9 protein-coding genes are annotated in these 13,393 nt (G+C 39.0%); 1 reads left to right on the top strand and 8 read right to left on the bottom strand.

Annotation, left to right across the window (positions count from 1 at the left end; translation table 11 throughout):
• Positions 1–11: 11 nt before the first annotated feature.
• From EKM65_RS01970 to EKM65_RS01955, 4 genes are all read right to left on the bottom strand, one after another.
• A complete protein-coding gene (locus EKM65_RS01970; protein ID WP_125604970.1) occupies positions 12–890 on the bottom strand; it encodes a carbohydrate ABC transporter permease in 879 nt (292 codons plus the stop codon).
• 64 nt (positions 891–954) lie between these two features.
• Positions 955–2,226, bottom strand: coding sequence for an ABC transporter substrate-binding protein (locus EKM65_RS01965; RefSeq protein ID WP_225420368.1), 1,272 nt, complete (start codon positions 2,224–2,226; stop codon positions 955–957).
• A gap of 298 nt (positions 2,227–2,524) precedes the next feature.
• The gene (locus EKM65_RS01960; protein WP_125604966.1) at positions 2,525–3,607 is read right to left on the bottom strand and encodes a GntR family transcriptional regulator; all 1,083 of its coding nucleotides are present in this window, start codon (positions 3,605–3,607) and stop codon (positions 2,525–2,527) included.
• Between the two features lie 93 nt (positions 3,608–3,700).
• A complete protein-coding gene (locus tag EKM65_RS01955; protein WP_125604964.1) occupies positions 3,701–5,728 on the bottom strand; it encodes a beta-galactosidase in 2,028 nt (675 codons plus the stop codon).
• A gap of 232 nt (positions 5,729–5,960) precedes the next feature.
• On the opposite strand from EKM65_RS01955, the gene EKM65_RS01950 reads away from it, so the two are divergent.
• A complete protein-coding gene (locus EKM65_RS01950; protein ID WP_125604962.1) occupies positions 5,961–6,749 on the top strand; it encodes an AraC family transcriptional regulator in 789 nt (262 codons plus the stop codon).
• Between the two features lie 810 nt (positions 6,750–7,559).
• Here EKM65_RS01950 and EKM65_RS01945 read toward each other — a convergent pair.
• From EKM65_RS01945 to EKM65_RS01930, 4 genes are all read right to left on the bottom strand, one after another.
• The gene (locus EKM65_RS01945) at positions 7,560–8,513 is read right to left on the bottom strand and encodes a sugar kinase (RefSeq protein ID WP_125604960.1); all 954 of its coding nucleotides are present in this window, start codon (positions 8,511–8,513) and stop codon (positions 7,560–7,562) included.
• Positions 8,514–8,601: 88 nt separating this feature from the next.
• Positions 8,602–9,732 carry a glycoside hydrolase family 88 protein gene (locus EKM65_RS01940; protein ID WP_125604958.1) on the bottom strand — a complete coding sequence of 377 codons (1,131 nt, stop codon included), beginning with the start codon at positions 9,730–9,732 and terminating at the stop codon, positions 8,602–8,604.
• 305 nt (positions 9,733–10,037) lie between these two features.
• The gene (locus EKM65_RS01935; protein ID WP_125604956.1) at positions 10,038–12,338 is read right to left on the bottom strand and encodes a glycoside hydrolase family 31 protein; all 2,301 of its coding nucleotides are present in this window, start codon (positions 12,336–12,338) and stop codon (positions 10,038–10,040) included.
• A gap of 173 nt (positions 12,339–12,511) precedes the next feature.
• On the bottom strand, positions 12,512–13,381 hold the full coding sequence (locus EKM65_RS01930) for an ROK family protein (RefSeq protein ID WP_125604954.1): 870 nt from the start codon (positions 13,379–13,381) through the stop codon (positions 12,512–12,514).
• Positions 13,382–13,393 lie beyond the last annotated feature (12 nt).

Below are 13,393 nucleotides of genomic sequence, written 5' to 3'. Positions count from 1 at the left end.
TCCTTTCACCTCTAATCCTTTGACATTAATCGAAACTCGATAATACCAATTATTGCTACCAAAACAAACAAAATTACCGCCATCGCAGATGCAAGACCCATATCAAATTCCTTAAATGCCTTTTGATAAATTGCCAAACTCAATACTTGCGTTGAGGTTCCGGGTCCGCCATTTGTTAATGGAAAAAGCATTGAAAATGAGCTATTAAATGAATTGACCGTAGCAACAACAGTATTGAACAACAAAATACTCGAAATCCCAGGTAGAGTCACATGAATGAACTGTTGCCAGGAACTTGCACCATCTAAGGCGCTTGCTTCATATCTGTCAGTTGGAACATCTTTTAGCGCGGTATTAAACGTAATCATCATTTGTCCAGTTGAGTATGAAAATACGCTGGCTAAGGCAATAACTACCCAAATATATCCACTCGACCCCATCCAATTTGGCCCCTTAATTCCTAATAAACTCAAAAACCAATTAACAACTCCCAAATCTTTATTAAACATAAGTAGTAAAATACCAGCCATTACTACAGATGGCATAACCGATGGAACAAAGTACATAAATTGAAACACTGCTTTATGCTTAACATCCATATTCAATAGTATTGCCAAGAATAACGCCGTAATGACACTCAATCCAACAGCCAATATTGTATAAATTAATGTTATTTTAATTGTGTTCCCAAAATCTGAATTCTTAGAAAATAAAGATCTATAGTTATCCAGCCCAACAAAAGTCGGATTTCCAAGCATATTCCACCGTGTTAAGCTAAGTAAAAAACCGGCAATAATTGGTCCGCCTGTAAAAACAACAAATCCAACAATCCATGGAGTAAGATACGTCCATGCTTTTAAATTACTAAACTTGGTTTTAATTTTAATCACTTCTCAACTCTATATTAATTATTCGAAAAAATGTTTATACAAAATATCAACAAATATTTAAGCCTTAATCAGTATTTTTCTTTAAACTAGTATTTGCTTTTGGTACTTGTTTCTTCATAATATTGTCAATTGTTGTTTTTCCAAGCAAATATGAATCAAACTGATTTACCATATCCGTCGTAGTTTGTGCATTTAACAAAACATATCCAAACTTGCCATAATTACCTGCATCATTCAGAACATCCCAATTAGTTGGCCCGTTAGCTCCTGGGCTCTTAAACCATTGCTTTTTAGCATATTCATCAATTGCTGAAACGTTATTGTAATGTTTGTTTGTCCACCTCTGCCCTTTTTTACTCATCATATAAGAAATAAATTTCCATGCTGCATCCGGATTTTTACTTTTAGCATTAATAGTATAAAACCCTGTGTGTAGTGTTGTATACTGCTGTTCGTCCTTTGGCAAGGGCGCTATGTCCCACTTGAATTTTGCATCCTTATATTGAGGGATCATCCAATTGCCAGTTCTGGTCATTGCTGCTTTACCCGCACCAAACAGATCGGCAACATTTTCACCTGTAGATGGTTGCGGACTAACCTTGTCAATATTAGTTAAACGATTTTGAAACTTTAATGCTTTTTCTAAACCACTTCCGACTTTTAGTTTATCATTAGAAGTCGCAACCTTATCACCGGCTTGTCCTGCCATTGACCACCAGCCACCTCGAAATGTTAATGAATCTGTACCCCACTGGCTAACTGAATCGCCATTTCTGATAGTTAACTTTTTTGCAGCACTTTCAAAGTCTTCCCAAGTCCAATCATTGGTTGGATATTTTACCCCGGCCTTATCAAACATATCCTTGTTATAGAATAAAACTTCTGCGCCATAACACCATGGCAACCCATATTCTCCCTTGACATCCTTATTTAAATCATTAACTGCTGAAATAAATTTTGCATTTTTTATTGACGGTGTTTTATTAATATACTTTTCTAAATTAAGTATACTTCCAGATTTAGCATATCTTGGTAAATCCGTTTCAAACTGTAGCATTACATCTGGTGCATTTCCACCAATCAACATAGTATTTATTTTTTGAGAATAATCAGAATCTGGAATGTTAACATGTTCTACCTTGATATTTGGGTTTTCTTTCTCAAAATCCTTAATAATATTTTTATCAAACGAATCCCAATTCGAAAACTTTATAGTAACTTTCTTATCATCAGCAGTTTTACTTACTGATTCAGTATTTTTCTTGGCACAGCCCGTTGCAAACACTAACGTAATCGTTAAAAATGATAGCGCTTTAAAAAAAGTTATTTTCTTCAAAATTAATCCTCCATATACTTTTTATCTTGTATCAATTTATTCGTACAAAAATAGTGACCATTAAATATATATAGAATATTGTTCAAACATTAGCTAACGTTCGAATTTATTATCACACGAAAACCGCTTATAGTCAAGAAAAATTATACGTATGAAAAAAATATATATAATTTGTCAATATAAATGTCGTTTTAACACAATAACGTTCGTTTATTTTTTGATGAAGAAGGCCCAGACATATTGATATGCCTGGGCCTTCTTCATCAAGTCGCTCTTCAATTTATAAAATAAAAATATTCTATATCTTAACTACAGAATCACCTTCAATAATTATTGGTCTATAAATTTCTGAATTAGTGCTATAATCTTTTGTTGGATTATCCAACATTTTAATCATTAATCCTGCAGCATCATGTCCCATTTTATCTTTAGGATGGTCAATCGATGTTAGCTGAATACCAAAGCTATGTGATAAGGTTGAATTATCGAAACCAATGATTGACAGATCTTGAGGAATTCTCATTCCTAAACTTACTGCAAGATTATACGTTATCACTGCAACCTGATCATTGTAGCATATAATAGCAGTTGGTCTATTCGAACTAGAAAGGCAATCCAGTAAGTGTTGACTAATACGTTGCTTCGAATCTCCAGATTGAAACAACAAGTTAGCAGCATTGCTTGTCAATTGGCTACGTTGCATTTCATCAGTAAAGCCATTCATTCTGTCAATGCCTTGTTGATCATCCGTTTTAAAAATGCCTAAAATATTGGTGTGATTATGGTGCAATAAATATTCAGTTGCAACTTGGCCACCACGAAAGTCGTCCATCACAAAATAGGGAATATTTAACTGTGCTGGATGTGAATTGATAGTAATTATTGGGAGTCCACTTTTTATTAACTCGTCATATAAATCAAAATTTTTTAAATTGAACGCGCTCTTAGTCGGTTCAACAATCAAGCCATTAATTCCGCCGTTAAGTAATTTAAGTAGCTCTTTTCTTTCTACATCTTCGTTATTTTGAGTGCTACTCAATGTTAAAGATATTGACTTACGGCTCAGTTCACTTTCAATACCGGATATGATTGATGGAAAAATATAGTCGTTTATGTGAGTCGTTAAAACAGCAATAATTTGATTATCAGTAAACGCATTAGTTCCTCTTTTTTCCTCAGCAACAAATGTACCACCGCCTTGAATTCTATAAACCACTCCCTTAGTTTCTAAATCGGAAAGTGATTTTCTGACTGTATGACGACTAACATTAAACATATTCATTAATTCAGATTCTGTTGGCAATTTATCATTCGCCTGATATTTACCAATATTGATCCACTTCTCAACTGCATCTATTACGATTTGATATTTTTTTTCCATATGCAACCTCACAACGATTTATACGTATAAATTATATATCACTATTGTGAGTTGTACAAGTACTTATCGCTCTTTTTAACATCGTACTGATGCTTATCTCTTCCTCACAATCTTCACATCAAACGCTGCAACACTCATTTCACCTGCAGCGACTGCTTGACCGCTAAGCAAATCTACACCAGCAACTGGCCAATCTATCGTTGCTGGTTCATTTGTATTATTTACAAGATAATACAAGGCTTGATCATCGTTAACCCGACGTGTGATTTCAATACCTGCCGGTGTGGTGTAATGTTCCCAATCAAATTCACTAATTAGCGCGTTAACAAGGTGATCTAACCCTTCATCAGCAAGTTGGGTACCTACATAAATTGTTGAGCCTGCGCCAAACTTATTTTTCGTGACGACTGGTGTATCTTGATAAAATTCTCCTTTATCATAAGTAGCAAGTACTTCGGCTCCTTCTGGATGAATAATATCGCAGATTAAATCACACCGACTGGTCGTTTGATCGTTAAATTTAACTTGATAACTTTTTTCTGGTGGCAATGCGTCAAATTCTTCCACCCAAACACCCATTAACTCACGCAACTGGCCCGGATAGCCACCAATATCAACGTTATCGTGTTCATCGACCAAGCCGCTCATAAATGTTGTAATAAAATGACCGCCATTTTTGACATATTGAGTTAATTGCTCAGCTACACCTGGCTTAACCATATATAACACTGGTGCCACGACTAAATCATACTGAGCCATTTGTTCAGCAGATAAGTCGGTTGGAATCATATCAACAGCAATATTTTGTCGATAAAAAGCCGCATAGTAACGATGAATTTGATCAACATATTTCAACAAAACATTAGGACCACTAGCATATTCCAATGCCCAATAATTATCCCAATCAAAAATAATTCCGACTTTAGCTGGTGTCCGACCACCCAACGTCTCCGTCCCTAAAGCTGATAATTCTTGACCAAGCGTTGCTGTTTCCCGGAAAACACGTGTGTTATCAGTGTCAGCATGACTAATAACTGCACCATGGAATTTTTCTGTGGCACCACGTGACTGACGCAATTGGAAATATTGAATCGTATCTGCACCATGTGCCATTGCTTGATAGCTCATCGCCCGCATTTGTCCAGGACGCTTCAAAGAATTAAATGGTTGCCAGTTCTGTTGTGATGGTGTTTGTTCCATCAACATAAATGGTGCACCATTTTTAACACCACGCATTAAATCGTGACACATTGCGGTATAACTAAAGGGCGTGTTGTAGGCAGGATAATTATCCCAAGACACAAGATTCATTTCTCGAGCCCATTTGAAATAATCTAAGTCCTTAAATGTACCCATCAAGTTAGTTGTAATTGGTGTTTCTGGATCAAACTCACGAATTGCATCACGTTCGTCAGTGTAATTTTGCAGCATACTGTCGGACATAAAGCGGCGATAATCTATCGACAAGCCTGCAATCGTTGAATTACTATTGTCACTGCCAATGGCATCGCCAAGTTCATTAGGCGGGAAAATTTCGTCCCAATCATAAAACGTATGGCCCCAAAAATTAGTGTTCCAGGCTTGATTGACGTCAGCGATTGAGTTATAACGCCGTTGCAACCAAACACGAAATGCCTTGGCGCAATTGTCACAGTAGCATTGACCACCGTATTCATTCGAAACATGCCAGCAAACAACATTCGCTAATTCGCCATAACGTTGGGCCAACTTGCTAGCTAAACGACGACCATACATCCGAAAAACTGGACTATTCGGGCAAGCATTATGTCGCTCACCAAACCGATGATGACGTCCTTGAAAATCAGTCCGTTCAACTTCTGGATAGCGTTTAGCCATCCAAGCAGGCACGGCGGCCGTTGAAGTGGCAAGGACAATTTGAAAATTATTTTCTACCAGTAGCTTAACAATAGCGTCTAAAGTTGAGAAATCATATTTTTCTTCAGTCGGCTGCAATTGTGCCCACGAAAAAACATTAATTGTCGCCTCATTAATGTTTGCTTTCGTCAACAACTGCATGTCGTGATACCAAACTTCTTTAGGCCACTGTTCCGGATTATAATCACCGCCGAATAAAATCTGCTTAAATTGTTTTGTCTCCATCAGAATACCTCCATCAAAATGCAGAGAAGCGGTTAGGCAACGAGGATTAACGGAATTCCGACAGATCTTTGTGCTTTAAAATTTAGTCAGAATCAGTTTAACCACAATTATCTACGCTTCACAGCACATTTCCAGCATTTACTTTCAGCTTCAGTTTACACAACAACGGTCGCAAAATGTTGTATAATTTGAAGTAAAAGTAACACAATTTGAACATTGGAGGTCTTTAATAATGCGCGTCGTCTTCACCCGAATTGATCAACACCTCCCACTATTCATCGAAAGCATTGGTTACGACTGGTTCCAAGAAGCCGTTGTTCGTCCCAATGGCTATCCCTATTATCATTGGTTGCAAACAACATCTGGTCAGGGCGTCATCACAATTAATAAACAGAATATTTTATTACCAACAAATACTGGCCTATTGTTAGCTCCATATGTTGCACATCAATACCGCGCAGTTTCTAACGAGAAATGGTTCACGCAATATTTAACCTTCTCCGGTCAAGAAGCTAGTCATTTGGTTTTACCAACCGGTGTCAACTATCAGATTTTTAACAATCTAGCTTTGGATCTCGAGCAAGCATTCAAACCAACGATTTCAACTTCATCAGATCCAATTGAACTTTCCGTTTCACTGTATCGCTTTTTGCTATACTTGAAACAACATTCGCAGCTAACCGAGCACACCCCAACTGCTAATACTAGCGTCATCAATCGCGTGCGCCAATACTTGGACACGAATTATCAGCAACCATTAACCAACGAACAATTAGCTAACCTTGCTGGATTTTCCATTCAACATTTAATTCGCCTTTTTAAAAGTATGTATGGTATTACGCCGTTACAATACCTCAACGACCTACGCTTACGCAACGCCAAAACACTACTAGCCAGCCAACCACAACTATCAATCGACCAAATCGCCATCCGCACAGGCTTCACCTCCGCCAGCTACTTCATCGCCCAATTCCACAACAACACCACCATGACCCCAAAACAATTCAGAGCGCTACACTAACAGAGTGCTCCAAGCAACGGGTTGGTGATATGAATTTAAATGGGAAGATCATTGCGTGCCAACGCAAGGAGAGTCACACTTAAATTCACTGTCGCCAGTTGCTTGGAGCACGTTTCAAACCAGAGTGCGCAAAGCAACGGGTTGGCGGTATGAATTTAAACGGGAAGATCGTTGCATGCTAATGCAGTGAGATTCACGCTTAAATTCACTACCACCAGTTGCTGGGAGCACGTTTCAGATCAGAGTGCGCAAAGCAACGGGTTGCTTGCGTAGCTCTAACTAGGAAGCACAGCTGGGTGTTAACCCAGATGGGATTTCTAGTTAGACATAGCAATCAGTTGCTGGGAGCACGTTTCAAATCAGAGCGCGGAGAACAACGGGTTGACTGTCTTAATTTAAACGGGAAGATCATTGCGTGTTAACGCAAGGAGATTCACGCTTAAATTATGCGCAGTCAGTTGTTCGTAGCACATTTCAAAATCAGAGTGCACAAAGCAACGGGGTGGCGATATGAATTTAAATGGGAAGATCATTGCGTGACAGCGCAAGGAGATTCACACTTAAATTCACTGTCGCCAGTTGCTGGGAGCACGTTTCAGATCAGAGCGCGGAGAAGCAACGGGTTGCTGATCCAAATTTAAATGGAAAGATCAATGCATGTCAATGCAGCAAGATTTTCACTTAAATTTCGTACCAGCAGTTACTTGGGGCACATTTCAACACAAAAAAATGAAGCTGGACAAAAATCCCAGCTCCATTTTTTTGACGTGGCTATCAGACAAAAACCATTTTTGTCTCACTCACAATTTTCTATACTTCGTTTTCTTCAAGAAATTTAGCTAACTCGGCCTGATTAGGATAGCCGCTATTATCGCCTTCACTTTGAACAGCTAACGCACCAACCGCGTTAGCCCGTTTTAAACAAACTTCTAAAGATTGTTCAGAAAGAATACCAGAAATGAAGCCCGCGGCGAATCCATCGCCTGCCCCAACAGTATCGACAACTTGTTCAACATGGTAGGCACCAATTTGATAAATTTCATTGTGATCATTTTTAGCATAAGCACCAGTACTACCGCTTTTCACGACAACTAATTTAGGCGTCGCTAAATTTAAATAGAAATCAGCAATTTCACCTGCATCTTGATGACCAGTTAAAATCTCACCTTCACCTAAACCGGGCAGAATCACGTCACATTGCGCAGCTAAATGATTTAAACTTCCGATCATTTCTTCTCGTGATGACCACAAAGCTGGGCGAATATTAGGATCAAAAGTTACCAACGTTCCAGCTTGATGAGCCTCAAGAATTAACTGTTCAACATTTTTGAACATTTGCTTAGAAATTGCGGCAGCAATACCGGTTAAATGCAAGACACCAACGTCTTTAAAATCAATTGCAGGTATATCAGCCAATTGTAATTGACTCGCGGCCGAATTGACCCGTGCATATTCAATCGCGGGATCACCTTTAGAAACTCGCTCTTTGAAGTAAATTCCGGTTCGCGCTTGAGCATTCTCAGCAAGATGAGTTGTCGAAATTCCTAATTTTTTTATTGCCGCTCGCAAGAAATGACCATTCGAATCCGCACCTAACGCAGAAATATAGACCGTATCAAAACCTTGCTTCGTCAAGCCAATCGTTACGTTTAACTCTGCACCAGCAGGAAATCTTGTAAAATGAGTGGCCGCAGTCAACGGCACATCAACATCATCAGCTGCATAAACAACTAGTGGCTCCCCAATTGTGACAAACTTTTTCATGATAACCTCCCAGATTTCGTTTGATAGTTTTATTTTAAATCATTTAAGCCCAAATTTTAAAATAGATACTCTCTTGATCAAGAAAAAATCACCATAAATTAATATCCTGCCCGGCTAATTTCGTTAAGGCTTCGATGAAGAAATAATCGCCATAAATAATCGGATATTCATGCTGATCTTCAAAATACGAAGCCGAACACTTCGTCAATAAATTATCGGTTTCCTGATCCCAGTTACAGCGTTGCTCAACAAGCGTCTTTAATAACGCAACAGCTGCATTTAAATAAATCGCAGCGTCGGCCTCTGCTACGTGCTTAGCTAATTCGATCAGGCCACTAGCTGCAATGGCCGCTGCAGTATCATCTTCCCACCAGGGTTCCTTGGGCATGCGAAAGTCAATTGGAATCAAATGATCAGCAGGTGTATTAGCAATAAAGTATTGTGCAATTTGGCGAGCAGTATTTAAAAAGCTTTCGTCTTTCGTCGCCTCATAACTTAATGTAAAGCCATAAATGCCCCAAGCTTGTCCCCGCGTCCATGAAGAACCGTGACCATAGCCTTGTCCACCATCTGATCGCAAATACTCACCGCTGACTGGATCGAATTCAATGATGTGCTTAACAGAACCATCAGGACGCACAATATGTGCCTGCGCCGTTTTAGCATGCGCAACAGCAACTTGTTTAAAACGTGGATCCTGTGTTTCTTCACTCGCCCAATACAAAAGTGGCAGATTCATCATACAATCAATAATGACAATTCCACTACGATTTTGGTCAGGCAAATCATTCCACGCCCGCAAATAACGACCATTTAAATTGAAGCGGCCGGCCAAGTTTTCAGCTGCTAACATACCACGATTCTTCGCGGCTTGATCGCGTAAAATTCGATAATGTGCAACAGCAGTCAACCCCCATTTAAAGCCATTATCGTGATCCAAACATTCCGAACGCTGTAGATTTCGATCTAATTTTTCTTCAACTTCAATTGCTTCCTCACGGTACAACTGATCATTGGTTAAATGATAAAGTTGCCACAAGATCCCACCCCAAAAGCCATTCGTCCACCAATAAGGATTCTGAACATCCATGTCTTGGAAGTGACCTGCCTGATCCGTTGTGTAAGGAATGATGTGACGATTACGCGCAACGACCCGCGCCATTTTGGCCTCTATTCGTGTTAACGTTGATTGTGCCCATTCCTGGTTTTGAATTTGCATTAAAAAAGTTCCTCCTAGTAATTTAAACTCATAATTAACATTATAAGCTAATCCCTTCTAAAAAGAGAACCCTTACATTGATTATCAATGACAATTAAGAGCAGCAATGTGATCGTGAGTGAAATGTCACTAGAAAACTAAGTCTAAATTTTTCACTATTATTTAAAATGAGCATTGAACCATAACAAAGGCATGCTAATTCTTTTTAAAACAACGCAACACCAAATCAAAAGCTTAATTTAAAAATGACAAGTCACCTTATCTATAAAATAATAAGGTTACCTGCCATTTCTAACTCGATAATATTATTTAGTCTTATAAGTTTGAACCGTCGCATCAAAATAAAATGAAATTACTAGATCACCACGTTGAAGATTGATCTGTCGATAGACTGGTTGATAGCCATGATGCATCAATCGAATAGCATCATTATTCGCAGTCATCTTAATTTCATACAGGTTATACTCGCCGTTTTGATAAGCAAAATCTGCCCCATTATCTTGGTAATGATGATAAGTTCCCTGCTCACCCCATAGTTTAAATGTAATCATGTTTTCTGCTTGGACGTCGATATACTCGGTAACTGGTCGTAGTGGGATAATCGCACCATCTTTAACAAATAATGGTAATTGGTCCAAAGGCGCATCTACCAAATAATACGCCTGTCCAGCGTATGAATATCCTGTCCAGTAATCGTACCAAGAACCTTCGGGTAGATAGACCATCCGTTTCGTCACACCAGGGGCGACAACAGGTGCAACTAATAAATCTGACCCAACCAAAAACTCATCATTTAGATTCAAAACTTCTGGATCAGTACCATAATGAGTGACTAATGGGCGCATAATTGGTAACCCATCTGATTCACCTTGAGCAAATAAATCATATAAATAATCGATCAACTGATAACGTAATTGTAAATATTTGCGATAAATTGCTAACGTTGGCTCACCAAATTGCCACGGTTCCTGCATTCTAGTTCCAGCGCAACTATGATTACGCAACAGCGGACTAAAAATACCCGCCTCAATCCAACGCGTCAATAATTCTGGATTGGTATCCCCCAGAAATCCGCCAATATCAGTTCCAGCAAAACTAAAACCGCTCAATCCCAAATTACAAAGTTGTGGAATCATCATTTGCAACGCCGCCCATGAACTACGATTGTCGCCTGTCCATACCGTACTGTATTTTTGTGTACCTGCATAAGCGGCCCGAGTAATAACAAAGGGCCGGTTGCCAGTTTGTTTTTTAAAACCAGCATAAGTTGCTCGAGCCATATTATGTCCGTAAAGATTATGCATCTTTTGAATCGTTGTTGGCTGATTCTCGTCAAAAAATACAGTTTCATCTGGAATTGGACCATTAAAGGAGGCCGGTTCATTCATATCATTCCAAACACCACTAACCCCTAAATCTGTTAGAAACTTTTGATTGCAAGCCCACCATTGCCGCGTTTTTGCTTGCCCAAAATCTGGATAAACTGAAACACCCGGCCAAACGCTATTGGTATAAACAGAACGATCAGGATTGGTCGCAAAAAGTTGTGCTTTGACACCTTCACAATAAATATGATATTGATCATCTTTTTTCACACCGGGATCAATAATCGTGACAACTTTGAAATGATTAGTTTTCAAATCTGCTAAAAGTCTCTTCATATCAGGAAAACGATTTTTGTCAACAGTGAAGACGCGATAGCCATCCATATAATCAATGTCCAAATGGACTGTATCGCAAGGAAGTTGCAGTTCACGTAATTTCTGGGTGACCTGATAAACGTCCTGTTCCGTTTTGTAGCTGTATCTAGATTGATGATAACCTAACGCCCACTTTTGTGGCAGTGGCGTGCGACCAGTTAGGTACGTATAATTCGTCACCACATCAGCTACATTAGAACCAAGCATAAAATAGTAATCTAGACCGCCGCCAGCAACTGTATAGTAGAAATATTTAGTGCTTTCTTTACCCAAATCAAAATGACTAGCAAAACTATTGTCAAAAAATAATCCATAAGTCGTAATACCATTAGTCCCAATTAGAAAAGGAATGCTTTTATAAAGCTTCGTGACCTCTTCTCCCTGATTAGGTTCATCTGTATTCCAATTATCATAAGTATAGCCACGTTTATCCAAAAATCCGGTTTTATCACCTAAACCATAAAAATGATCGTTAGTATTTAATACCTTCACAACCTCTAGTTTAGACGCCGTGGATTGCTTAACAACAACGTGGCCTTCTGCTTTAAGTAGCTCCTGTTGTTCTTCACTAAACTGCACAACCGTTTTTTCCCGCTGACCACGGTAATCTGCTAATACAACTTGATCGTGTTCATTAAAGATATCTAAATAACCATCCTGATCAATTTCAATTCGCAGTTTGGGAGTCGTTATCTCAACTTTGCCATCTTGAACCGCTACAGTAAGTGGAACTACTTCTTGTTTGTTGCCTTCAACTGCATAAGAGTTAGTAGCGTGCGCCGCGTCATCTTGAATATGAATAATTTCTGGTGTTAATGCTGTTAACCAAAGATTTCCTTTAATAGTATTGATCTTTACCGTCTGGTGCTCTTGCTCATACATGTTGACATGATTCAATTGGAACATCTCCTCACTGAAACTATTTAGAATGCAATCAACTAACTATCCTTCTAGTTTTTTTTAAAAATTCATGCTCAGCTACTGTTGCTTTAATCAGTTGCATCTGTATAAAACAACAAAAAGAATAGTCATAATAAAATGATTCATCACAACTATTCTCTTCAAAAAGATTATTTTAATTACTTCCCCAACACATCTGCAGCTGCTAACAAGCAGCCAGTAATGCCGGCATCGTCACCTAATTCAACGTGGACGATATATTTGTCTAAATCCGGAATACGGACATAATCATGCATTAATTCTAGGAACTTTGTACGGACCAGCGGGAATAATTGTGCTTGTTTCATGACACCACCGCCAAAAATAATAACGTCTGGTGAGAATGTCAAAGTGTAGGTCATGCAAGCTTGTGCCAAATAAAAAGCTTCTGTTTCCCAAGCGTGATCTGTTGGTAATAACAAATTACCTTTCTTACCAGCACGCTTCTCAACCGCCGGCCCAGCAGCAAGGCCCTCTAAACAAGCACCATGATATGGGCAGACCCCTGCAAAATCATCGCCTAACTCACGTTGTAACAAGATATGACCGCCTTCAGGATGACTGCGGCCACGATAAAGTTCGCCGTGAGAAATATAACCCACGCCAATGCCAGTCCCAACTGTCACGTAAAGGACATTTTCCTTACCAACACCCGCACCCTTCTTGTATTCGCCATACCCAGCCACGTTAACATCCGTTGTCCATTCATAGGCAATGTCGTAGCGAGCTTTCATTGCACCGAGGAAATTATAATTTTTCCAAGCAAGTTTGGGAGTGTCGGTAATATAACCATAAGTTGGTGAATCTGGATTAATATCAATCGGACCAAACGAGCCAATTCCAATCGCTTCAACCGGATATTTATCAAAGAAGGCAAAAACATCCTTCATCGTTTCTGCAGGCGTTCGGGTGGGAAACTTAACCCGTTCTTGAATATTACCTTGCTCATCACCAACTGCACAAACAAATTTTGTACCGCCTGCTTCAATACCACCTAATAAATGTGTCATATTTTATTTTCT

This window comes from Lapidilactobacillus bayanensis, from assembly GCF_003946695.1.
Taxonomy (GTDB): domain Bacteria; phylum Bacillota; class Bacilli; order Lactobacillales; family Lactobacillaceae; genus Lapidilactobacillus; species Lapidilactobacillus bayanensis.
This window is presented reverse-complemented; position numbering and strand designations above follow the sequence as displayed.

Coding starts and splice junctions, on each gene's coding strand:
- EKM65_RS01960 (WP_125604966.1), bottom strand. CDS start 3,607: ATGGAAAAAAAATATCAAATCGTAATAGATGCAGTTGAGAAGTGGATC.
- EKM65_RS01955 (WP_125604964.1), bottom strand. CDS start 5,728: ATGGAGACAAAACAATTTAAGCAGATTTTATTCGGCGGTGATTATAAT.
- EKM65_RS01950 (WP_125604962.1), top strand. CDS start 5,961: ATGCGCGTCGTCTTCACCCGAATTGATCAACACCTCCCACTATTCATC.
- EKM65_RS01945 (WP_125604960.1), bottom strand. CDS start 8,513: ATGAAAAAGTTTGTCACAATTGGGGAGCCACTAGTTGTTTATGCAGCT.
- EKM65_RS01940 (WP_125604958.1), bottom strand. CDS start 9,732: ATGCAAATTCAAAACCAGGAATGGGCACAATCAACGTTAACACGAATA.
- EKM65_RS01935 (WP_125604956.1), bottom strand. CDS start 12,338: ATGTTCCAATTGAATCATGTCAACATGTATGAGCAAGAGCACCAGACG.
- EKM65_RS01930 (WP_125604954.1), bottom strand. CDS start 13,381: ATGACACATTTATTAGGTGGTATTGAAGCAGGCGGTACAAAATTTGTT.